Consider the following 21,937-nt stretch of genomic DNA (forward strand, 5'->3'; position numbering starts at 1 on the left):
GGGGATCGGAGTACCTCAGCCGCAAGCCAGACTGCCAGACTGCTTGACGGGTCGGTGCCGCCGCGCTACCCCTTTCGCCATCCTTCCGCGCAGGCCACGGCGGCCATGGGCGCGATCTTCCAGACACGTATGTCGCGCGAACCGGACAATGGTTTTGCGGTCACGGCATGCTAAGAAACCAAGGTATCGGGAGACTGACGTGACGGGCAGGCTGGTCATCATCGGGGCAGGACAGGCTGGTTTTGCCCTTGCGGCAAAGCTTCGGGCTCTGAAGGACACCAGACCCATCACCATTCTCGGCGCGGAAGATACGCTGCCGTACCAGCGTCCGCCGCTTTCCAAGAAATATCTGCTGGGCGAGATGAGTTTTGACCGGCTGCTCTACCGGCCTGAAGCCTGGTACGGTGAAAACGATGTCGAGGTTCGCCTGTCGACGCCCGTGGAGGAAATCGACCGGGCGAGCAAGACGGTTCGTCTGTTCGATGGTTCCACTCTGGCTTACGAGACACTGGCGATCGCCACCGGCTCGACGCCGCGCCACTTGCCAGCAACGATCGGGGGCGATCTCGGCGGCGTTTATACCGTTCGTGACAAGGCGGATGCCGACAGGCTGGCAGGGGAAATGAAGCCCGGTCGGCGGTTGTTGATCGTCGGTGGTGGCTATATTGGCCTCGAGGCAGCCGCTGTCGCGCGTCATCTCGGATTGGAGGTGACCCTGATCGAGATGGCCGATCGCATTCTTGCGCGCGTAGCAGCTGCCGCGACGGCCGACGCGATGCGCGCGATCCATCAGTCTCACGATGTTGTCATCCGCGAAAAGACCGGCCTTGTTCGCCTGATCGGGCGGGATGGCCGGGTGACGGGCGCCGAACTGTCGGATGGTTCGGTCATTGATGTCGATATCGTTATTGCCGGGATCGGTGTCACGCCGAATGACCGGCTTGCGGTTGATGCCGGCATCGAAACCGCCAATGGCATTCTCGTCGACGCGTTCGCCCGCACCTCCGATCCCGCGGTTTTCGCCATGGGAGATTGCGCCGTCTTCGACTGGAAGGGACAGAAGATTCGGCTGGAATCGGTACAGAACGCCGTCGATCAGGCGGAAGTCGCCGCAGCGGTGATGGCGGGAGGCGACGAACCCTATCGACCGAAGCCTTGGTTCTGGTCCGACCAGTATGATGTCAAACTGCAGATCGCCGGTTTCAATCTCGGTTACGACGACACGGTCGTGAGGCCCGGTGCCCGGGAGGGAAGCCTTTCCATCTGGTACTTCGCCGGCGGGGAATTCATCGCGGTCGATGCAATCAACGACGCAAAGGCCTATGTCACCGGCAAGAAGCTGCTGGAACTCGGGCGAAGCATCGACAAGGCGGTGATCGCCGATCCTTCTGCAGATCTGAAAGTTCTTCTGGCCTGATCAACGGCTCGGGCGGACCAGCGTCCGTTATCGTCCCGAATGACGACCGCCGCTTGCTTCATATATAGAGACACAAACACAGAGGCCGGATCCGAAAGGGTCCGGCCTCTGTGTTTGTGAATATGACACTTCTTTGACCCTGTGGTCACGGTTTGGTCAAAAGAATGTTAGCGCTAACATTTACCCCTCAAAAAAAAGGGCAATCAGCAAGCGGCAGCGCGCTCCAGTACAGGGACGCACATATCCAGGTCATGTGATGCAAGATGTGCGTAACGCATAGTCATCGACAGGGTTTGGTGACCGAGCCACATCTGGACGCGTCGAATATCGATCCCGCCCTGAACCAGACGCGATGCGCAGGTGTGCCGTAGGACGTGCGGAACCACATCCTTGTCATCCCCGAGGCCAACCGCTTCCTTTGCCTGGTGCCAGACGATACGGAAACGCTGCTGATCGATTTCACAGAAGGGGCCGGGCTGGCGCTTGCTGGAACGATTGATAGCCTCGAAGGCGCGGTGGGTGAGGGGAACCGAGCGGCTACGTCCGGATTTCGTGACCCAGAAGGTGACGCGCGTGGAGTTCATATCGCCCCAGCGCAGGTTCAGGCCCTCGCTCAGGCGGGCGCCTGTATCGACGAGGAATATGCAGAATCGGTAGTAGAGATCGGAATGGGCCCTCATTTCATTGAAGAGCGCATTTTCCTCGTCCTTGTCGAGAAAACGGATACGTCCCGCCTTCTCTTTCTGACGTCTGAATTCAGGTAAGCTGTGTACGTCTCCCATCTTGAACGCCTTTCGCAGTAGTTTGCTTAAGGCCGCCATCTTTCTGTTGATGGTGGCGTTGCTGTTACCGCGTTTGCGCAACTTTCCAATGAGTTCGTCGAGCATATCGTCAGAGAAGGTCGAGAAGCTCGGGCAATCCAGCATATCGTGGAGTTCGGCGATGAAATTGGTGACGTTGTATTTGTGGCTGCCATTCAGCCAGAGGATGTCACCATATTTTGCAAACAGGGCACGGAGAGAAGTGTCACGAACTTCATTTAATTTGTTCGTGGATCCGTATTGATAATGAACGGAATAAAAAGGCACGTCGACGCCAGCGTCGAATGCCCCCCTCTCTTCCGATACCATCCTGTTCACGCTTGCCTCACTACGATCCCGGCCCCCTGGTGGGCCTTGCGGGACTGAATATGGTTATGAGTTATAAAAAGTATATATTATAAGTGGCGCAACACCGCGGAAGATTGAGTTTTCCTCAAATAACGTTGCTAGCCGGCAACAGTCTTACCAACCGGCCAGCCCTAAGCATTCCTGATTTTTCACATTCAAAACCCCGGTTTGCAGGGCTTTTGTGGTGGGATCCGGCCGCAAGACCGGATCCCTGGTCCGATAAATCGGATTAGAACGAACGCTGGAGGCGTACGAAGCCTTCCCATGCACCGTCGCTGTCAGCCTTGTCTTCGTCGAAGTACTGAACCGAAACCTTGGTGGTGAGACCCTGGGCCAGCTTGTAGTCGAGGGTTACGCCAGCCTTCCAGGCATCGTTGTCGCCGTCGAATTCGTCAGCGGAAACGAGGCCGTAGTTCCACCAGTACTGGAAGCCGGGGGTCAGGCTGATCTTGTCGGTCAGCTTGGCTTCGTACTGAGCAGCAACGGTCCATTCTGCGAGGTCGTAGTAGGCGTTTGCGCCGGTGGAGTAGATAGCTGCGAGGCCGAGGGTGCCCGGGCCGACGTCAGCAAGCAGCTTGGCGCGAACTGCACCGTTTTCAGCTGCGAAGTCATAGGAACCGAGCAATTCGCCGGTAACAACGCCGAAAGTCGCTGCGATCTGAGCTTCGACACCGACGTTGTCGTTGTCGCCGTAGAAGTCGTAGGTTTCGGAGTAGGTCTTGGTCAGTTCGTCAACGAATGCACCGACCTTGAACGCGTCGGTTGCGTATTCGTAACCGATCGAGTTCAGACGGTTCGAACCCAGGTCGTCGGTTTCGCCGGACAGGTCGTTATCCCAGTAGTTGTACATGTAACCGACCTTGAAGCCGCCAACAGTGATGTAGGCTTCGTCGATTTCGAGCGAACCACCGTCGTAGTCGCCTTCAGCCCAGGTGCGGACGGCGATGTACGAACCGATCGTGCCGAGTTCGGAGTCGTTCTTGGCTTCGAAGTTGACCTTGGCGCGGGTACGAGCGTTCCAGTCGAAATCATCCACGCCCGGACCACGGTCACGGCTGGACCACTGCAGTTCGGTACGAACGTAACCGCTGATCTTGAGGCAGGTTTCGGTGCCCGGGATGTAGAAGTAGCCGGTGCCGAAAGCGTCGCAAACGCGAACGTATTCAACCGGCTCGGGCTCGGCAGCAACGATAGCGTCAGCAGCCTGAGCGCCGGATACTACTGCGAGAGCAGCAGCGGAGCCGAGAAGAAGGCTCTTGATGTTCATATTGACCTCCAGTCAATTATAAACTTAGACGGAGGCGTATGCGTATTTTTGTCTATTAATTTCAATATCTTGTGTGAATTTTGCTTTTTGGGCGTCATTGAAAATGCGTCGTCTGGCATGTCTGGTTACACCGCGAGGCGCGTTGAAACGCAGCTGGGCGAACGACAAAGCAACCCGAGCCTGGAGTTTAAGATGGACAGCAATGTGTGTGAAAAAATCTGATGGCGGAGAGGAAGGGATTCGAACCCTCGATACGCTTTTGACGTATACTCCCTTAGCAGGGGAGCGCCTTCGACCACTCGGCCACCTCTCCGGTCCGGCCTGATTATTTGCTTGGTTGGTCGAATGCAAGGCCTTTTCCGCTGTCTCGTGACAATTTCCAAGGTTGTCGACGGTCGGTCGGCTGAAATGGTGCACTCCCTATTGGTTAGGCGGGAGGCCGGCGGCTTTCGTTTCCCGCTCGAATCGAAAGGACGGTGATTACGCGTGCGAACCCCTGATCGCTGCGAGTCGCAGGCCACAACGAGGCACGATTCGATGCCAGGAGCGGCCATCCTTCATCATGACTGAAGCCCTAAACGTGCGTGAGCGATTCCTAATGAGCGTGTGATCATGGTCAAAATCTGTCGTCTTTTGGGAAAAATCGGCATTTTAAACATTGCCGTTTTCCCGGAAAATTCCGCCTAAGTCCGTCTTTCATAACGACTTTCTTAACAGAGGGTAAATGGAAGGGGTGGTCCGATGGCGACTTTGTGTCCTTTCAGCAACAGCCATTTGGGAAGGCTACATGGAAACCTTCCTTTCTCCTGTTTGGTGATTGCATGACGGGCGGCGTTTTGTATTTTCAATCTCGGAAGCGAGGCGGTGGATCGTCCGTCTTCTGAAACCGACGGGGATGGGGCAGGGAATGCTGTCCTTCAGCCAAAGAACCCAGACCCATACGAAACTTGACTGGAGGTCAATATGAACATCAAGAGCCTTCTTCTCGGCTCCGCTGCTGCTCTCGCAGTAGTATCCGGCGCTCAGGCTGCTGACGCTATCGTTGCTGCCGAGCCCGAGCCGGTTGAATACGTTCGCGTTTGCGACGCTTTCGGCACCGGCTACTTCTACATCCCGGGCACCGAAACCTGCCTCAAGATCAGCGGTTACGTTCGTGCACAGGTTGACGTTCGTGGCGAAAACGACTTCTTGGACGGCGCATACCGCACCAACACCCGCGGTTACCTGACCTTCGAAGCCAAGAGCGACTCTGAGCTCGGCCCGATCGGCGCAATCATCAACCTCGAAACGGATTCCCGTTCCGACACCCACACCTTCCTTGACGGCGCTGTAATCACGGTTGGCGGTCTGGAAGTTGGTTACTTCTACAACTACTGGGATGACGGCCTGAACGGCGAAACCGACATGTTCGACGACGGCCCGCTGTCGCCGGTTGTTGGTGGCCTGGTTTCGTACATCGGTGGCAACACCCTGAACGACGGTATCCGTTACACCTACGAAACCGACTCCTTCATCGTTGGCGCTGCTGTGCAGAACTTCGATCAGGAAACCGGTTGGAAGACGGACGGCGATGACGTTGGCGTTGAAGCCAAGGTTGGCGCAACGTTCGGCCCGGTCAACGTCACCCTTAACGGTGGTTACGACTTCGGTACCGAAGACGGCGCAATTCGCGGCATGCTGTCTGCTGACCTCGGCCCGGGCAAGCTCGGCTTCGCTGCTGTATGGTCTTCCGGTGCAAGCCGTTACTGGGACTTCTCTGAATGGTCGGTCGCTGCTTCGTACGAAGTTGCTGTAACCGAAAAGTTCAAGATCACCCCCGGCGTCCAGTACTGGGACAACGTCTTCTATGATGCAGACGGCGACTACTACGGCCCGAACGCATGGCGCGCTGGCGTAACCCTGGACTACAAGCTTGCTGAAGGTCTCACCACCAAGGCTAGCGTCCAGTACACCGACGTTGAAGACGTCGACTCTTCGTGGGCTGGTTTCGTACGTCTCCAGCGTTCGTTCTAATAAGATCTCCAGATCTTATAGGGAAAGCCCGGTCGCAGGACCGGGCTTTTTCGTTGTGGTCATTCGTTTTTGGGTGCCACGCAGAATGCGCTTGAGGTCTTATTCGCCATACCGGGCAAGACTTCGTATAAGTTGATGTCGAATGCTGTTTTTCACCTGATTTGCCTGAAGACGAATATTGGACCGCCCGGCATTACCGGATGCCCGCGAGAAATCTCTGTATCTCCGCCGGAACATCGCCGAGATGCAGGATAGGGGCGTGACCCTGACCCAAGGCTGTCAGTTGCTGCATTCCTGGATGCCGTTCGGCCATGATTTCCGTGGTTTTCTTCGACAATAATCGCGAGTTTTCTCCTCGTATCGTCATGAGCGGCAACGCACGGAACAGATCGAACTGCGCCCAAAGGTCTGGAATGGGTTCTCTCAGATCGGCGACGCGAAACAGTTCGGCAATCGCAGGATCGAAATCCGCAATCAGGATTCCGTCGATTTCCCGATAGATGGCGTGGGCCATGTCCCGCCAGTCCGCACCGGCGAGAGCCGGAAAGCTCTCGCCGTGGGTCTCCTTGAGAATCGCCGCAGCATCGTCGAAATTCTTGGGTCGGCGTTCGCGACCGAGATAATCCTGGATCTGCTTCAGCCCCTCGATCTCGATCACGGGTCCAATATCGTTGAGTAAGACGCCAGCCAGCCGCTCAGGATGTGTCGCCGCCAGGATATGCAGGATCAGACCCCCGCGTGAGGTTCCGATAAAAATTGCGCGCTCTATGCCAAAGTGATTGAGAACGGAAATCACGTCGTGAGCTTCGGTGGGTATCGAATAGCGTTCCTTCTTCTCGTCGTACTCGGATAGGCCACGCCCGCGAGAATCTATTGTGATAACCCGGAAAGGAGCGGTGGGCGCAGTCGACAGCTGAAGCGCCAGTTGATGGAAGTCACGTGAATTACGTGACAACCCCGGAAGGCATATGATGGGCAACCCCTCATTTCCGGGACCGTAGATCCGCGCATGAAGCTTCAGTCCATCCGGAACCGCAATGTGGTGGCTGTCGAACCCGTCGGTATAGTCATTCACCTTTGAAGCCTCCCTGAAATGGTGTGAGAGGCAGTCTAAAGCATATCGCGCAAAAGTGTGCGGGGGGGGGGGGGGCGGGGACACGGCAAGTTTCGCGAGAGGGCAACGAGACACATTCAGCGACGCTGGATGTCGGAAGCGCCGATCACCCAGAAGCCCAAAAGCGCTCGCTGATCCGTCAGCGGCCGTAACGCAGATCGTGAACGATGTCGGTCTTCTGCCCGAGCCTGCTCTTGTAGATTTGGTAGTTTTCCATCACCCGCTGCACGTAATTGCGTGTCTCGGGGAAGGGGATGCGTTCGATCCAGTCGACCACCTCGTCGATCGGGCGTCCGCGCGGATCGCCGTAGCGATCGAGCCATTCGGGCACACGCTTCGGTCCGGCATTATAGGCGACGAAGGTCAGAATATAAGAGCCGCCGAAGGCGTCGATCTGCTCACCGAGATAGTGCGCGCCGAGCGTGGCGTTATACCCCGCGTCGCTCGTCAGCTTTTCCTGCGAATAGGCGAGCCCGTGACGCGCCGCAACGCCCTTCGCTGTCGTCGGAAGAAGTTGCAGCAGGCCGCGCGCATTGGCGGGGGAGACCGCGGCCGGATTGAAGGCGCTTTCCTGCCGGGCAATGGCATAGGCAAGCGCTTTGCCGGACCCTTCTATATTGGCATTGGCCGGAATGACGCCGATCGGGAAAGCGAGCGCCGGCACGTCGATACCTCTCGCATAGGCCGTCTTGCCGATCTGCAGGGATAGTTGATGATTGCCGGCCTTTTCCGCCTTTGACGTAAGTAGTGCCAGTTCGCCTGGGCTGTCGAGCTGTTGCGCAAGCGCCCGGTAAAGACTGTCGCCACGCCAGCCATGGCCCGCTGCCTCAAACCGCGCAATGGCCTGCACCGCCTCGCGATTGGCGAAGCGTTGCCGCTCCTCGTTGCTCGGCTGCGGATAGGGGAATTGCAGGCCGCCGCTCGTCACGCGAGCGCTGGCCAGTTGCCCGTAGAAGGTACTCGGGAAACGGGCTGCCTTGGCAAAATATTCCTGCGCCTTGCCGTCCCGGCTCACTTCGGACGCGCGGCCAAGCCAGTACCATGCGCGCGATGCCGAGAGCGGCCGTTCGGAAACCTGAAGGATCTTGCGGAAGTGGTTCGCCGCTGTCTGCCCGTCCTGTAGGCCGCGCAGCGCAAAGAAACCGGCGTGAAATTCCGCATCCACCACATCCACCGTTTCGGTGGCGGAGTGACGGGAGACGATCTGGTAGGCAGCCTTGAACTTGCCGAGATCGGCAAGCCCGCGCGCAACGATCCGCTGTTCGTTCCACCATTCCGTGGTGTTGACGAGTTTCGAGGCTTCGCGTGGCGCCTGCGCCAGCAGCTTGGCGGCATCTTCGTATTTTTCCTGCCGCCTCAGGTTCTCGATGCGGGCAAACAGAAACGCCGGGTCGGAAGCCCACTTGGCATCCACCGCCTTCAGCAGGGCAGGCGCCTGCGCGGAACGGTTCAGCACCGCAGCCCACGCATTATAAAGCGATTGCGCCTGACCGAGGCTCGAGAAGCGCTTGGCCTGGTTGATCCGGCTCCGGTACATCAGGTAATCCATGCGGGCCTTGTGGTCCGCTGGCGTCAGAAGTGTCGGAAACTCGGCGATGACCTTGTCCTCAAGAGACGTGTCCAGCGCCTGTTCCCGCCATATTTTGCGCAGCACCTTGGTTGCCGCAGCGGTGTCACCGCTCGCCACAAGCGCGCGGGCGAGAATGATGGCGCCTTCCGCCGTTTCAGGCGCGGTGGTGCCGAATGCGGAGAGAACCTCCGCAGCCCGAGGGTTTTCGCGATAGAGCGCGAGCTCGGAATTAGCGCGGAAAGCGGCGAGGCCGGGCCATCCCTTCAGTTCGTTCTGCGCAGCTGCGATTTCAGCCGAGGGTATGCCGGGCAGGCCGGACATGGCGATGGACCATGTGAGCATATGTCGGTCGAGGCCCTCCGGCATCCGGTCGCGGATGGCGAGTGCGTCGGCACCCTTCTTGTTGGAGAGTGCGTCGAGACCGCTCCTGAGCAAAGGATTTGCCGCGCCGACGCGTGCTGTGCGCGGGATCGCTCCGGTGACCTCGGAGGAGGGCGGTATAACTGCTGCCATATCCTGCCGGGCTGGTTTGGGAGAAGGCGTGGGTATGGATTCGGCAAGCACAGAGAAGCCGTTGCTGGCCAGTACGGCAAGCCCAAGTCCGAAGATGGATATCGAAAGTCCGACCCGTCTCATCCCGCTACTCATGGAACACTGTGTATCGCATCCATTAGCCATCCGGCAGATTAACGAAACCTTTCCGAAAAGCCAGAAATTCGATGTTCCGCCAGCCTAAATCCGTCACAAAACCGTCAGCGTTCCGCTTGTCGCGCTTCATTCTGCAAAGTAATGTGCCGGCGTCTTAATCGAGGAATACGGCCGAAGCGTGAGCGCTGGCCGTCAGGAGTCTATTGTATGTTCCAGGGATCCATTCCCGCTCTCGTCACGCCGTTCACTGATACGGGCGCCGTTGACGAAGCCGTCTTTGCCGCCCATGTGGAATGGCAGATCGCCGAGGGAAGCACCGGCCTCGTGCCGGTCGGCACCACCGGTGAATCTCCGACCCTTTCCCATGGCGAGCACAAACGGGTTGTGGAGCTCTGTGTCGAGGTGGCGGCCAAGCGCGTGCCCGTCATCGCTGGCGCCGGCTCGAACAACACCCGCGAAGCGATCGAACTGGCCCTTCATGCGGAAAGCGTCGGTGCGGATGCCCTGCTGGTCGTCACTCCTTATTATAACAAGCCGACGCAGAAAGGCCTGTTCGCCCATTTCGCTGCCATTGCCGAAACGGTGAAACTGCCGATCTTCATCTACAACATTCCCGGCCGTTCTGTGATCGATATGTCGCCTGAGACCATGGGCGCGCTGGCAAAGGCGCACAAGAACATTGTCGGCGTGAAGGATGCGACAGGCAAGCTCGAACGTGTTTCCGACCAGCGCATTACCTGCGGACCGGATTTCATCCAGCTTTCCGGCGAGGATGGCACGGCTCTCGGCTTCAACGCACATGGTGGCGTCGGCTGTATTTCGGTCACGGCCAATGCCGCTCCAAAGCTTTGCGCCGAATTTCAGGCGGCTACGCTCGCCGGGGATTACAAGACGGCGCTTGCCTACCAGGATCGCCTGATGCCGCTGCACAAGGCGATCTTTATGGAGCCTGGCCTTTGCGGGGTCAAATATGCGCTGGCGAAGCTTGGCCGCATGAGCCGCCATGTGCGCCTGCCGCTCCTGCCGACGCTGGAACCGGCGACCGAAGCCGCCATCGACGCGGCACTGGTACATGCCGGCCTGATCAACTGACCGACGGGCCGGGCGTCCGCCGCCCGGCTTCTTCCCTTCCGGCGATCGCTATATTACATAGAGACGACAAAAGCCGGACGGGATGCCCGCCGTCCGCACGATAACAAGCATCCCGGGCGGAACGGACTTTTCATCATGGCACCCCGAGGCAGCCAACGCGTCGTCAACAAGGTCGTTGCGGAAAACCGCAAGGCCCGCTTTAACTACGAGATCCTTGACACCTACGAGGCCGGTCTTGTCCTGACCGGCACCGAGGTCAAATCGTTGCGTGAAGGCAAGGCGAACATCGCGGAATCCTATGCCTCGGACGAAGGGGACGAGATCTGGCTGATCAACTCCTATTTGCCGGAATATCTGCAGGCCAACCGCTTCAATCATGAGACCCGCCGTCGTCGTAAACTGCTCCTGAACAAGCGTGAGATCAACCGCATGCGCGCGGCCATCAATCGAGAAGGCATGACGCTCGTGCCGTTGAAGATCTACTTCAACGAGAAGGGCCGGGCGAAGCTGGAACTGGCGCTCGCCAAGGGCAAGAAGCTGCACGACAAGCGCGAGACGTCGAAGGAACGGGACTGGAATCGCCAGAAGTCGCGTCTTCTTAAGACGGGCGGCTGATTGTTTCCCGCAAGTTGCCGATAGTCAGGTCCGGATGGTGACCTCACTGTCGGCCTCGGCATTGCAAAGCCCTTAAAACCCTCACGAAGCAAGGCTTTTCAATTCCTGCAAAATTCGGGATGTTCACGTGTTCTCCCCCCTGCTGCGAATTCACTCCGCTGCCGCGACTTGTTCCGGACCGGTAAAGAGTGCCGAGTGGGTCTGAAGCAGTTTCGCCAGCCTGTCGATCATCAGGCGAACCTCCGGTCGGCTGCGGTCGTCGTCATGCATGGTGATCCATAGATCAGCTGTCAGCGCCGCGACCGGTTCCCCGATCCTGACTAATCCGTCTTCCCGCTCGCCGATGAAACAGGGCAGGATTGCCCGGCCGCCGCCTGAACGAACCAGTTCAAGAAGGGCAGGCGGCGTCGTTGTCCAGATGCTGATCCATTTGTCAGGCTGGCGGGAAATCCACTTGTCGGCGGGAGCCGTTGCCTGTTCGCGGCCGATCGAAACCCATCTTTCCTGATCTTCTTCCGCAACTTTCCGCGTCGCATAGGCGGCGTAGCAGATACGGACGGACTGACGTGCCGCCAGATTGCCCGCGGCAGGTCGCTGGTGTGTGAGTTCGATTTCGGCTTCGCGGAAGATCAGGTCCACGCCGGCATCGCTCGCCTTGATGCAGAGCCGGAAGGGATCCTGCGGGCTCCAGATCGCGGATAGGTGGCGGGCGAGGAACATCGACAGCCAGCTGTTGCCGGCAACGGAAACGATGGGCAGGCAGTAGCCGTTCTCGTTCCAGCGGCGAATGGCGACCGCTTCCGCCTCCATCCGCTGCACATGCTGCAGCAGGACTTCGCCATCCGGCGCGAGGCCATAACCCTTGCTGTGGCGAATGAAGAGACTGTGGCCCGTCGCCCTTTCGAGCGCCAGCATCCGACGGCCGATTGTCGGCGCGCTGATGCCCGTGCGTTCGGCCGCACCGACGAGCCCGCCTGCCTGCGCTACCTGCAGGAAAAGCCTGAGATCATCCCAGTTCTCGTCTTTCATGGCTGAAACGCTCCGTTCATTTCCGCATCTACACCCTGAAAAACCAAGGGCTTAACAGAGAGGGGGGCGACAACAGTCTGGAGGAAAATGCCATGCGGCTCAACTGGCTTCGTCTTTTTCAGGCGGCAAGGCCAAATCGGTTTCGCCAGCATCCGTTTGCCGATCCGCTGGAGCGAACGGAATGGCAGGACAGGGAATGGGTTATCCGTTTGCTCTGCCTGTTGGTCCGGATTTTGTAGAGGAGTGCAGGTGGCCTTAGCCTGCAACAGAACTTTTGCGGTTCGCGGCCATGCGCCGCTCATGCTCGATGAGCCAGCGCTTGCGCCAGAGGCCGCCTCCATAGCCGGTCAGGCTGCCATCGGCGCCGAGAACCCGGTGGCAGGGAATGAGTATGGCGATCCGGTTTGCTCCGTTGGCCCGCGCGATGGCGCGAACGGCTGATTCTCGGCCCATCTTTCTGGCGAGTTCGGAATAGCTCATCGTCTCGCCTGCGGGGATTGCCTGCAGGGCTGTCCATACGTCGCGTTCGAACCCCGTTCCATGGCCGGCGATGCGGATGCCGAACTCGGAACTTTCCCCTGAAAAATAGCGATCCAGCACTGCGGCCAGTATGTCCGTCACCGGCGTGCGTCCGCTGGCGATGGACATTCGCGACCTTTCCTTCAGGTGACGGATCTCGTTAGGCAAAGCAGGGCGGTCGGCAAATTCCAGAAGATGCAGCGCGTGATCGTCGACGATGGCCATCATCGGGCCGAGCGGTGTTGCAAGCCAGTCGGCCTTGAGCAGCGTCTGGCCGCGAAGCCCTGCCGGGGCCTCGCCGACGAGCGCGTTGATGGCGGCGCGAAAGCCGCTACCCGACTCAAAACCTGCGTCGATCTGCGCATCGATGACCCGGCCGCCTTCGGCAAGCGTTTCGGCAGCCTGACCGACTCGCCGCAGACGCGCCATTTCGAGGAAGCTCATGCCGAACTGGCGCTTGAAGGCGCGGCGAACGGTCGAGAGATCATATCCTGCGGCCCTCAGGTCATCCTCGCACCAGCGTCGCGCCGGCTCCTTTTCCAGAGCGTCGAGCAAGGCGCTGACCGTAGGATCCTGATCCTTGTATTTGAGCAGCGGACGGCAGCGCTTGCAGGGACGAAAGCCTGCTTCGAGGCAGGCCGCCACGTTGTCCTGAAAGACGCAGTTTTCCGGCTTCGGTTTGCGCGCGGGGCAGGTCAACCGGCAAAAGATGCGGGTGGAGGTGACGCAGACATAGGCGAACCCGTCATAGGCCGGATCGCGGGCGATCAGCGCGTCATAGAGAACTTCATCGGTGGGGCGAGTGAACAGCATGACACCGTTTTAGCCCGACCGGGGAAACGCTGCCGCCAGAAAAAGAGCATGGATGTCTTTCTCCGGCGGCAGGGCAGTGTACTTCAAAAAAAGCGTGATCAGGCTGCGTAGCGCGGACGATATTCGGACGAGCCTGTCGCGGCACGATAGGAGCGGGAAACCGAGAAGCGGGAAACCAGTCGCGTGAGGTGAGTGGAAACATCCATCAGCGTATGGGTCGAGGCATTCGTTTCCTCGACCATCGCTGCATTCTGCTGGGTCATACGGTCCATACTGGTGATCGCGGTGTTGATCTCGGCGATACCGGTCGACTGTTCCTGTGATGATGTGGCAATGGCGGCGATATGCTCGTTGATTGCATGAACCTGCTCGCCGATGGTTCTCAACGCGTCGCCGGTGCGGTTCACCAGCGAGACGCCACGAGCGACGTCTTGCGACGAACGATCGATCAGCGCCTTGATCTCCTTGGCCGCCGCAGCCGAACGCTGGGCGAGTTCGCGAACTTCCTGAGCGACGACCGCAAATCCGCGCCCGCTTTCTCCCGCGCGGGCAGCTTCGACCCCGGCATTGAGCGCCAGAAGGTTGGTCTGGAAGGAGATCTCGTCGATCACGCTGATGATGTGGGTGATCTTGCGCGAGGACTCCTCGATGTCACCCATGGCTTCGACGGCTTCTGAGACGATCTCGCCGGAGCGAACGGCCTCTTCGGCGGATGTCCGAGCCGCCATGCGGGCTTCCTGGGTCCGCGTCGCTGCCTGCTTGGAAACGGTGGTGATTTCCTCCAGCGCCGCGGCAGTCTCTTCAAGCGCCGCCGCCTGCTGTTCGGTGCGCTTTGCCATTTCGTCGGTGGCCGTGGTCAGTTCGCGACTGTTGGACGTGACGCGATCCGCTTCCTGGACGATTTCGCCGAAAGCCGTGGCGAGCGAGGAAATGGCCTTGTTGTAGTTGATCCGCAGGCCGTCGAACTTCGGAGCAAGGTCGTGTTCGATCGTTGCCGTCAGGTCGCCAGAACTGAGATGCTCAAGAGCGCCGTCCAGCGCTTTCAGAGCATCTTCCTGCTCGGCTTCGAGGCGATTGCGCTCCTCTTCAGCACGAGCCCGCTCGTCGGCAAGAGCTTCGAGATAAACGGAAATGGAGTAATCCATGTCCAGCATTGCGGCCTTCATGATCGCGCTGATGCTGGCGGCAAGGCGCTTCGCCTTGCGGGACTGGCCGAAACCATTGAGTTCTTCGCCGACGACGCGCTCGATGATCCCGTCCAGAATCAGCGCATAACCACCGATGTACCAGCGCGGCTCCAGGCCGAGCCGCGCATGAGTGCGGCCAATGGCCGATACGGCATCGACATAGTCGTTGTCGAAACGACCGGAGGAGATCAAGGCCCAGTGGCTTTCCTGTCTGCTCTTGGCATGCTGGATGTGGGCTTCACTGGAAAAGAAGCGAGCTGTCTCGGGATGCGCCTTCGCACGGCGGTAGAATGCATCAAGGGCCGGGCCGATCGCGGCCTCGATGATGGGCTTCAGTGTGGCCAGCGTCTCTTTCTGTTTTGCGCCCAGATCGAGGAAATTCAATCGGTCGTTCAGTTGGGACGGGTCCCTGTGAAAGTTGCCCATATCAAAAGCCTATAATGTAAGAGAAGAAGTCCGGACGTGGGAAGGCTGTATTCTGTCCGGGTAAACTGAGGTGCCGCATTCATATATATGCGAGGTTTGGTCAACGCCGCATGATGAATTTAGCCCGAATGCCTTAATGGAATGATAATAGTTAAGCTCAAAGCGATTTGGAAAAACTGTCTCAAAAATGCGACAAAGCTTGCTCCAGGCGCACTTTTGCGCATCCAGAGTAATATTGGATTTACTGAATATTGAATTCTGTCAATTTCGCAGTCGCTATACGCACCGGCTCAAAGCCAGACGCTCACTTCGTTGAAGCGATTTTGAACGATGTGCCCCCTGTTCGCGGCGGGACTTATTCCGCGTCGGTGGCCGGCAGGGGATCCAGGGGACGCTGCGGACGTTCGCTCGGGTCTCTTCCGATTTCGCCCTTGAGCGAAACGAGATCGATGAAATAGTCGGCCTGACGGCGCAGGTCGTCGGCGATCATCGGCGGCTGGGTGGCCATGGTGGAGACAACGGAAACCTTGCGTCCCTTGCGTTGAAGGGCTTCGACAAGCGTCGTGAAGTCGCCGTCGCCGGAGAAGATCACCAGATGATCGACAGTTTCAGACTGTTCCATAGCATCGATGGCCAGTTCGATATCCATGTTACCCTTTACCTTGCGGCGGCCCATGGAGTCCGTGAATTCCTTGGCGGGCTTGGTGACGACCTTGTAGCCGTTGTAGTCCAGCCAGTCGATCAGGGGGCGAATGGAAGAATATTCCTGATCTTCGATCAGGGCAGTGTAGTAATATGCCCTGAGAAGATAGCCACGTTTCTGAAACGCCTTGAGCAATTTGCGATAGTCGATGTCAAAGCCCAAGCTCTTCGAGGCTGCGTACAGGTTCGCGCCGTCGATGAAGAGAGCTATTTTTTCCCGTGGGTCGAACATCGCGCAATTATCCTTGAAGAGGAATATGAGTTGTCTGGCAAATGATAATCAAAACAGAACCTTGCCTGCACGCCAATGGATAGTCCCTGTAAATTATGAACTATTCATATAAGAATGATTTAGGGCACGATTCGCAATATTCCAAGCACGCCTAGGTTGAAATGTCCGCAATGAGCCTGGCTTTTTTGTGTCCAGCGCACAGGCGGACACCGGCGCGGTGACGAAAAACTTGAATTTGCCTTCCATTGGCTGTATCGGGCTGTTAATTCCTGAAAAGTTCACGACCGCAAAGGACAGGCAATGGCCCGCGTCACCGTTGAAGATTGCATCGACAAAGTAGACAACCGCTTCGAGCTTGTACTGCTCGCAAGCCACCGGGCGCGCCAGATCTCGCAGGGCGCACCGATCACCATTGACCGCGACAAGGACAAGAACCCCGTCGTGGCTCTGCGCGAAATCGCCGACGAGACCCTCTCGCCCGACGATCTCAAGGAAGACCTGATCCACTCGCTGCAGAAGCATGTCGAGGTTGACGAGCCCGAGCAGGAAGCCGGTTCGATGATCTCCAACACCGTTGCCGCCGCAAAGGGTGACGACGAAGACGAGCTGCCCGAAACCCTTACTTTCGACCAGATGTCGGAAGAAGAATTGTTGGCCGGCATCGAAGGCCTCGTTCCGCCGGAAAAGAGTGACGATTACTAATCGTCAATTTGTTCCGTCATAATCTGGCGGATATGATTTAATTGCGTGCGCCAATCGTGCTGATTGGCGCGCTTTTCTTTTGTGGAGCAGCTTTGCATGATGCGGCAATACGAGCTCGTTGAGCGGGTTCAGAAGTACAAGCCCGATGCCAACGAAGCCCTCCTCAACAAGGCCTATGTCTATGCCATGCAAAAACATGGCAAGCAGAAGCGCGCCAGCGGCGATCCTTATATCTCGCATCCGCTCGAAGTCGCCGCCATCCTTACCGACATGCATCTCGACGAGTCGACCATCGCGGTCGCGCTGCTACACGACACGATCGAGGACACCACCGCGACCCGCGCGGAAATCGACGAACTGTTCGGCGAGGATATCGGCCGGCTGGTCGAGGGGCTGACCAAGCTCAAGAAGCTCGATCTCGTCACCAAGAAAGCGAAGCAGGCGGAGAATCTTCGAAAGCTGCTGCTTGCCATTTCCGATGACGTGCGCGTCCTACTGGTCAAGCTTGCCGACCGTCTGCACAACATGCGCACGCTCGAGCATATGCGCGACGACAAGCGCGCCCGCATTTCCGAAGAGACCATGGAAATCTATGCTCCGCTCGCCGGCCGCATGGGTATGCAGGACATGCGTGACGAGCTGGAGGACCTGTCCTTCCGCTATATCAATCCGGAAGCCTATGAGACCGTCACGCAGCGGCTGGCCGAGCTTTCCCAGCGCAATGAAGGCCTGATCAAGAAGATCGAGGACGAACTGCGCGAGTTGCTGGTCGCCAACGGCCTCGTCAAGGCGTCCGTAAAGGGACGGCAGAAGAAGCCCTATTCTGTCTTCCGCAAGATGCAGTCGAAGTCACTCTCTTTCGAGCAGCTCTCCGACGTCTATGGCTTCCGTATTCTGGTGGACGATATCCCCGGCTGTTATCGCGCGCTCGGCATCGTGCATTCCCGTTGGCGCGTGGTTCCCGGTCGCTTCAAGGACTATATCTCGACCCCGAAGCAGAATGACTATCGTTCGATCCACACCACGATCGTCGGTCCCTCGCGCCAGCGTATCGAACTACAGATCCGCACACGCCGCATGCATGAGATCGCCGAATTTGGTATCGCCGCCCATGCGCTCTACAAGGATGGCGAAAACGGAGAGCCGGGCGAACTCCTTTCGCGCGAGAGCAACGCTTATTCCTGGCTTCGTCACACCATCGAGGCACTGGCGGAAGGCGACAATCCGGAAGAATTCCTCGAGCACACCAAGCTCGAGCTTTTCCAGGATCAGGTGTTCTGCTTCACGCCGAAGGGTAAGCTGATCGCGCTGCCGCGCGGAGCGACCCCGATCGATTTCGCCTATGCCGTTCACACGAACATCGGCGACACCTGTGTCGGTGCCAAGATCAACGGCTCTATCATGCCGCTGGTCACCCGGCTGTCGAACGGTGATGAAGTGGAGATCATCCGCTCTGGCGTGCAGGTGCCGCCTGCCGCATGGGAAGAGATCGTGGTCACCGGCAAGGCCCGTGCGGCCATCCGCCGGGCAACCCGCATGGCGATCCGCAAGCAGTATTCCGGCCTCGGCTATCGCATCCTCGAGCGCACTTTTGAGCGCGCCGGCAAGGTGTTTTCGCGTGACGGCCTGCGTCCGGTCTTGCATCGCCTTGGGCAGCGCGATGTCGAGGATGCGATCGCCGCCGTCGGTCGCGGCGAAATCTCATCGCTTGATGTCCTGCGCGCCGTCTATCCCGACTATCAGGATGAGCGCGTCACGGTGAAGCCGTCGAGCGACGAGGGCTGGTTCGCCATGAGCACGGCGAGTGGCATGGTTTTCAAGATTCCGGGCAAGGCACGCGCTGCGGAAGGCGATAATGCTGCCGAAGGGCCGGAACCCCTGCCGATCCGCGGACTTTCGGGTAGTGCCGAGGTGCATTTCGGGCCGGCCGGTGCCGTTCCGGGCGACCGCATCGTTGGTATCATGGAAGACGGCAAGGGCATCACCATCTATCCGATCCAGGCGTCGAGCCTGCAGCGCTTCGATGATGAACCGGAGCGCTGGATCGATGTGCGGTGGGATCTCGACGAGGCGAACAAGTCGCGCTTCGTTGCCCGCATCATGATCAACGCCCTCAATGAGCCCGGGACCCTTGCAACCGTCGCCCAGACGATTGCTCGCCTCGACATCAACATCCGCACTCTCAGCATGACAAGAGTAGCGACCGATTTCACCGAAATGGCGATCGATCTTGAAGTCTGGGACCTTCGGCAGTTGAATCAGTTGATTTCCGAACTGAAGGCTCTCGACTGCATTTCCACGATACGGCGCGTCTACGACTGACGAGTGCTTGCGTTAGCAATGCGGTAACCATGCCATCGTCGGTCGCCGGCGCGCGGGCAAGTTTTGCCCGCTGGTTATGCGCTTCTGCGACAAAATGCCTCCGATATGGGCACCCATTGGCCAGTTGAAGCGCAAGTCATGCGTTTTATGCATGGCTGAAGCCATTTATCGGAACTGGTGGTTTTTGCGTCGCACAATTACATTGTCCTCACATAAGAGAGAAAGAACGAGGACAGAGAAATGTTTGAACCTATCCGCAAGCTGGCCAAGGCCCTTCGCGTACCGAGCGTTGCCGATCGCGAAATGGCATACCTGAACGGCGCCCGTGACATGGTTGACCTGGAGTTCCGCCAGCGTCAGATCGATCGCGGCATGTTCCGTCGCGGCTTCTAAGCCCACCTGCCGTCCGAAGGCGTGCGGCGGCTTGCTCCACGCCTTAATTTCGCCGAGAGCAATGGCGAATATAAACAGGCTCTCGGCCGGTCTTGTAGACACCGGGGCTCTCGATTAAATGTGCCCCATGCTGTTTCGCCGACGTAAACCCGCAAGACTAGCCGAAAGGTTGCGCGCCCTCTTCTGGTCGCCGAAGGGTTTCGTGCGTCCGTTCCGGTATTTCCGCATGCGTATCGTCCGTCTGGCCGCTTCGCCGCATGCGGTGGCGGCTGGATTTGCGGCTGGCATTGCGTCGTCATGGACGCCCTTCATCGGCCTGCATTTCGTTGTTTCCTTCGCGCTGGCTTATGTCATTGCGGGAAACATGGTTGCGGCGGCGCTTGGCACCGCGTTCGGCAATCCGCTGACCTTTCCCTTCATCTGGGCGGCGACCTGGGAAATTGGGACGCTGATCCTTGGAGGTGGCGACTCCAGTATTGGGCGTCATATCGACCTTCATCATCTCTTCAGCAATTTCGAAATGTCGCAGTTGTGGCGCCCGGTGCTTGAGCCGATGCTGATCGGCGCTATCCCGCCGGCGCTGGTGACGGGCTTCCTTGTCTATGGCCTGACCTTCTATGCAGTCAGTGGTTTTCAGTCTCGTCGTCGGGCGAGGCTTTCGCTCCGCGCCAGAACCCGTCTCGCCGAGGCGATTGAGGGCAGCGTGAGCGTTTGATGTCGGCGTTGTAGGGCAGGGAAAACCATGATCATCGGCATCGGCAGCGACCTCATTGATATCCGTCGCGTTGAGCAGTCGCTCGAACGTTTCGGCGAACGCTTCACCAACCGCTGTTTCACTGATGTCGAGCGGCGCAAGTCCGACGGCCGCAAGAATCGTGCGGCGTCTTATGCCAAGCGTTTCGCCGCGAAGGAAGCAATGTCCAAGGCGCTCGGAACAGGCATGGCGCAGGGTGTGTTCTGGAAGGACATGGGGGTCGTCAATTTGCCCTCGGGCAAGCCGACCATGCAGTTGACCGGCGGTGCTGCTGCTCGATTGCGGAGCATGCTACCATCAGATCATCATGCGGTGATCCACCTGACGATCACCGACGACCATCCGCTGGCTCAGGCTTTTGTGATTATCGAGGCCTTGCCCGGCCATGGTTGAGCCCGAACGGGCATCCAAATGCGCGCCAGCGCCGTTGCCGCCGACGCTCGAAACGTCTAGACAGTGCAGAATTTCAGAGAAGGAAGAGACGGCGTGACCGATCGAGTAGAAAAAAAGCAGAATGCCCTCTGGGAGAACATAAAGGTTGTCATCCAGGCGCTTCTGCTGGCGATGGTGATCAGGACGGTGTTGTTCCAGCCTTTTACCATTCCGTCCGGCTCCATGATGCCGACGCTCTTGGTGGGCGACTACATCTTCGTCAACAAGTTCTCCTACGGCTATTCGAAGTATTCGCTGCCCTTCTCGCCGGACCTCTTCGAAGGCCGCATCTTTGCGAGCGAACCGAAGCGCGGCGATATCGTCGTTTTCCGCTTCCCGCCGAACCCGCAGATCGATTACATCAAGCGTCTGGTCGGCCTGCCGGGCGATCATATCCAGGTCATCAATGGCGTGCTGAACATCAACGGCAAGCCGGTTCCGAAGGAACCCGATGGCAGCTTTACCTCCGATTACCGTCTCGATCCGGGCACCGACGTCCCGGTATTCCGCGAAACGATGGACAACGGTGTAACCTATGACACGCTGGACCAGTCTCCGGATTCCCGCGGTGACAACACCCGCGAATTTATCGTCCCGGAAGGCCATTACTTCATGATGGGTGACAACCGCGACAACTCGCTCGACAGCCGCTTCGACGTTGGCTTCGTGCCGGCAGAAAACCTGATCGGCAAGGCTTCCGTCATCTTCTTCTCGCTCGGCAACGACACCTCGTTCCGCGAAATCTGGAAGTGGCCGTCCAACATGCGTTGGGACCGTCTGTTCAAGGTGGTTGAATGAAAAAGCCGAAAGGCCTGAGAGAAGAGGACCGGTCGTGGCTCGAATCCGCGATCGGTCATCACTTTGTCGAGAAGGAGCGCCTTGACCGGGCGCTTACCCATTCGAGCGCCAAGGCCGGCGCGAAGGGGGGCGATTACGAGCGCCTGGAGTTTCTGGGTGACCGGGTGCTCGGCCTTTGCGTCGCAGAGCTTTTGTTCAAGACCTACAAGACCGCCTCCGAGGGTGAACTTTCCGTGCGCTTCAACCAGTTGGTCAGCGCTGACGCCTGCGCCGAGATTGCCGACCAGCTTGAACTGCATCGCTTCATCCGAACCGGCGCCGATGTCAAAAAACTGACCGGCAAGCATATGCTGAACGTTCGGGCCGATGTGGTCGAAAGCCTGATTGCCGCGATCTATCTCGATGCTGGGCTGGAAGCCGCCCGGGCGTTCATCATGCGTTTCTGGCAGAGCCGCGCCACCCGCGCCGATGGCGCGCGGCGCGATGCCAAGACAGAATTGCAGGAATGGGCGCATGCAAAGCATGCGGTTACTCCGAGTTACCGGATTGCGGAACGCTCCGGACCGGATCATGATCCCCGCTTCACGGTGATCGTCGAAATTCCCGGCGTTGCGCCGGAAACTGGAACCGAGCGCTCGAAACGCGCCGCCGAGCAGGTGGCCGCAACGAGGCTTCTCGAACGCGAAGGCGTCTGGCAGAAAGCCAACGACGCAGGCTGATTGG

19 protein-coding genes and 1 tRNA gene are annotated in these 21,937 nt (G+C 58.5%); 11 read left to right on the forward strand and 9 right to left on the reverse strand.

All coding sequences use genetic code 11. The features are described from left to right. The first annotated feature begins 199 nt into the window (after nt 1-199). On the forward strand, nt 200-1,417 hold the full coding sequence (locus H4I99_RS02875) for an NAD(P)/FAD-dependent oxidoreductase (protein ID WP_163904404.1): 1,218 nt from the start codon (nt 200-202) through the stop codon (nt 1,415-1,417). 203 nt (nt 1,418-1,620) lie between these two features. On the opposite strand, the gene H4I99_RS02880 is transcribed toward H4I99_RS02875, so the two are convergent. From H4I99_RS02880 to H4I99_RS02890, 3 genes are all read right to left on the reverse strand, one after another. Beyond that, nucleotides 1,621-2,547 carry a tyrosine-type recombinase/integrase gene (locus tag H4I99_RS02880; protein WP_163906204.1) on the reverse strand — a complete coding sequence of 309 codons (927 nt, stop codon included), beginning with the start codon at nt 2,545-2,547 and terminating at the stop codon, nt 1,621-1,623. A 268-nt stretch (nt 2,548-2,815) separates the two neighbouring features. Further along, nucleotides 2,816-3,853, reverse strand: coding sequence for a porin (locus H4I99_RS02885; RefSeq protein ID WP_163904406.1), 1,038 nt, complete (start codon nt 3,851-3,853; stop codon nt 2,816-2,818). A gap of 222 nt (nt 3,854-4,075) precedes the next feature. Further along, nucleotides 4,076-4,166: transfer RNA gene (locus H4I99_RS02890), tRNA-Ser, on the reverse strand. A 650-nt stretch (nt 4,167-4,816) separates the two neighbouring features. On the opposite strand from H4I99_RS02890, the gene H4I99_RS02895 reads away from it, so the two are divergent. Beyond that, nucleotides 4,817-5,866, forward strand: coding sequence for a porin (locus H4I99_RS02895; RefSeq protein ID WP_163904408.1), 1,050 nt, complete (start codon nt 4,817-4,819; stop codon nt 5,864-5,866). Between the two features lie 193 nt (nt 5,867-6,059). On the opposite strand, the gene H4I99_RS02900 is transcribed toward H4I99_RS02895, so the two are convergent. Continuing rightward, nucleotides 6,060-6,941, reverse strand: a complete 882-nt coding sequence (locus H4I99_RS02900; RefSeq protein ID WP_186663201.1) for an alpha/beta fold hydrolase — start codon at nt 6,939-6,941, stop codon at nt 6,060-6,062. Between the two features lie 178 nt (nt 6,942-7,119). Beyond that, the gene (locus H4I99_RS02905; protein ID WP_244624849.1) at nt 7,120-9,186 is read right to left on the reverse strand and encodes a lytic transglycosylase domain-containing protein; all 2,067 of its coding nucleotides are present in this window, start codon (nt 9,184-9,186) and stop codon (nt 7,120-7,122) included. 219 nt (nt 9,187-9,405) lie between these two features. On the opposite strand from H4I99_RS02905, the gene dapA reads away from it, so the two are divergent. After that, the gene (dapA, locus tag H4I99_RS02910; protein WP_163904413.1) at nt 9,406-10,290 is read left to right on the forward strand and encodes a 4-hydroxy-tetrahydrodipicolinate synthase; all 885 of its coding nucleotides are present in this window, start codon (nt 9,406-9,408) and stop codon (nt 10,288-10,290) included. A gap of 135 nt (nt 10,291-10,425) precedes the next feature. Next, the gene (gene smpB / locus H4I99_RS02915; RefSeq protein ID WP_163904416.1) at nt 10,426-10,905 is read left to right on the forward strand and encodes an SsrA-binding protein SmpB; all 480 of its coding nucleotides are present in this window, start codon (nt 10,426-10,428) and stop codon (nt 10,903-10,905) included. A 150-nt stretch (nt 10,906-11,055) separates the two neighbouring features. On the opposite strand, the gene H4I99_RS02920 is transcribed toward smpB, so the two are convergent. The 4 genes from H4I99_RS02920 to H4I99_RS02935 all read right to left on the reverse strand — a co-directional run bounded on the left by H4I99_RS02920 (nt 11,056) and on the right by H4I99_RS02935 (nt 15,813). Continuing rightward, entirely contained in the window at nt 11,056-11,934 is an 879-nt protein-coding gene (locus H4I99_RS02920) for a LysR family transcriptional regulator (protein WP_163904418.1), read from the reverse strand. A gap of 255 nt (nt 11,935-12,189) precedes the next feature. Then, nucleotides 12,190-13,266 (reverse strand): bifunctional transcriptional activator/DNA repair enzyme AdaA, encoded by a 1,077-nt coding sequence (locus H4I99_RS02925; protein ID WP_163904421.1) that lies wholly within the window; start codon nt 13,264-13,266, stop codon nt 12,190-12,192. Nucleotides 13,267-13,364: 98 nt separating this feature from the next. Beyond that, entirely contained in the window at nt 13,365-14,879 is a 1,515-nt protein-coding gene (locus H4I99_RS02930; protein WP_163904422.1) for a globin-coupled sensor protein, read from the reverse strand. 355 nt (nt 14,880-15,234) lie between these two features. Then, the gene (locus H4I99_RS02935; RefSeq protein ID WP_163904424.1) at nt 15,235-15,813 is read right to left on the reverse strand and encodes a LabA-like NYN domain-containing protein; all 579 of its coding nucleotides are present in this window, start codon (nt 15,811-15,813) and stop codon (nt 15,235-15,237) included. Between the two features lie 300 nt (nt 15,814-16,113). Here H4I99_RS02935 and rpoZ point away from each other — a divergent pair, with 300 nt between their 5' ends. The 7 genes from rpoZ (at nt 16,114) to rnc (ending at nt 21,933) form a co-directional block, all read left to right on the forward strand. Next, complete coding sequence (rpoZ, locus tag H4I99_RS02940) at nt 16,114-16,515, forward strand: DNA-directed RNA polymerase subunit omega (RefSeq protein WP_163904426.1); 402 nt, start codon at nt 16,114-16,116, stop codon at nt 16,513-16,515. A 96-nt stretch (nt 16,516-16,611) separates the two neighbouring features. Next, on the forward strand, nt 16,612-18,837 hold the full coding sequence (locus tag H4I99_RS02945; RefSeq protein WP_163904428.1) for a RelA/SpoT family protein: 2,226 nt from the start codon (nt 16,612-16,614) through the stop codon (nt 18,835-18,837). A 240-nt stretch (nt 18,838-19,077) separates the two neighbouring features. Beyond that, nucleotides 19,078-19,230 carry a DUF3563 family protein gene (locus H4I99_RS02950; RefSeq protein ID WP_099057250.1) on the forward strand — a complete coding sequence of 51 codons (153 nt, stop codon included), beginning with the start codon at nt 19,078-19,080 and terminating at the stop codon, nt 19,228-19,230. A gap of 127 nt (nt 19,231-19,357) precedes the next feature. Beyond that, on the forward strand, nt 19,358-19,945 hold the full coding sequence (locus H4I99_RS02955; RefSeq protein ID WP_163904430.1) for a DUF2062 domain-containing protein: 588 nt from the start codon (nt 19,358-19,360) through the stop codon (nt 19,943-19,945). A gap of 27 nt (nt 19,946-19,972) precedes the next feature. After that, nucleotides 19,973-20,377, forward strand: a complete 405-nt coding sequence (acpS, locus tag H4I99_RS02960) for a holo-ACP synthase (RefSeq protein ID WP_163904432.1) — start codon at nt 19,973-19,975, stop codon at nt 20,375-20,377. A gap of 93 nt (nt 20,378-20,470) precedes the next feature. Further along, on the forward strand, nt 20,471-21,214 hold the full coding sequence (gene lepB, locus H4I99_RS02965) for a signal peptidase I (protein ID WP_163904434.1): 744 nt from the start codon (nt 20,471-20,473) through the stop codon (nt 21,212-21,214). Continuing rightward, on the forward strand, nt 21,211-21,933 hold the full coding sequence (rnc, locus tag H4I99_RS02970) for a ribonuclease III (RefSeq protein ID WP_163904436.1): 723 nt from the start codon (nt 21,211-21,213) through the stop codon (nt 21,931-21,933). Before lepB ends, rnc begins: the two co-directional genes overlap by 4 nt. The last annotated feature ends 4 nt before the right edge of the window (nt 21,934-21,937 follow it).

The sequence above is a fragment of the Paenirhizobium daejeonense genome (genome assembly GCF_014280875.1).
In the GTDB taxonomy this organism is placed as follows: domain Bacteria; phylum Pseudomonadota; class Alphaproteobacteria; order Rhizobiales; family Rhizobiaceae; genus Allorhizobium; species Allorhizobium daejeonense.

Excerpts from the sequence above, each read along its gene's own strand:
- H4I99_RS02880 (WP_163906204.1), bottom strand. The coding sequence starts at position 2,547 with ATGGTATCGGAAGAGAGGGGGGCATTCGACGCTGGCGTCGACGTGCCT.
- H4I99_RS02885 (WP_163904406.1), bottom strand. The coding sequence starts at position 3,853 with ATGAACATCAAGAGCCTTCTTCTCGGCTCCGCTGCTGCTCTCGCAGTA.
- H4I99_RS02895 (WP_163904408.1), top strand. The coding sequence starts at position 4,817 with ATGAACATCAAGAGCCTTCTTCTCGGCTCCGCTGCTGCTCTCGCAGTA.
- H4I99_RS02905 (WP_244624849.1), bottom strand. The coding sequence starts at position 9,186 with ATGAGACGGGTCGGACTTTCGATATCCATCTTCGGACTTGGGCTTGCC.
- dapA (WP_163904413.1), top strand. The coding sequence starts at position 9,406 with ATGTTCCAGGGATCCATTCCCGCTCTCGTCACGCCGTTCACTGATACG.
- smpB (WP_163904416.1), top strand. The coding sequence starts at position 10,426 with ATGGCACCCCGAGGCAGCCAACGCGTCGTCAACAAGGTCGTTGCGGAA.
- H4I99_RS02920 (WP_163904418.1), bottom strand. The coding sequence starts at position 11,934 with ATGAAAGACGAGAACTGGGATGATCTCAGGCTTTTCCTGCAGGTAGCG.
- H4I99_RS02925 (WP_163904421.1), bottom strand. The coding sequence starts at position 13,266 with ATGCTGTTCACTCGCCCCACCGATGAAGTTCTCTATGACGCGCTGATC.
- H4I99_RS02930 (WP_163904422.1), bottom strand. The coding sequence starts at position 14,879 with ATGGGCAACTTTCACAGGGACCCGTCCCAACTGAACGACCGATTGAAT.
- H4I99_RS02935 (WP_163904424.1), bottom strand. The coding sequence starts at position 15,813 with ATGTTCGACCCACGGGAAAAAATAGCTCTCTTCATCGACGGCGCGAAC.
- rpoZ (WP_163904426.1), top strand. The coding sequence starts at position 16,114 with ATGGCCCGCGTCACCGTTGAAGATTGCATCGACAAAGTAGACAACCGC.
- H4I99_RS02945 (WP_163904428.1), top strand. The coding sequence starts at position 16,612 with ATGATGCGGCAATACGAGCTCGTTGAGCGGGTTCAGAAGTACAAGCCC.
- H4I99_RS02950 (WP_099057250.1), top strand. The coding sequence starts at position 19,078 with ATGTTTGAACCTATCCGCAAGCTGGCCAAGGCCCTTCGCGTACCGAGC.
- H4I99_RS02955 (WP_163904430.1), top strand. The coding sequence starts at position 19,358 with ATGCTGTTTCGCCGACGTAAACCCGCAAGACTAGCCGAAAGGTTGCGC.
- acpS (WP_163904432.1), top strand. The coding sequence starts at position 19,973 with ATGATCATCGGCATCGGCAGCGACCTCATTGATATCCGTCGCGTTGAG.
- rnc (WP_163904436.1), top strand. The coding sequence starts at position 21,211 with ATGAAAAAGCCGAAAGGCCTGAGAGAAGAGGACCGGTCGTGGCTCGAA.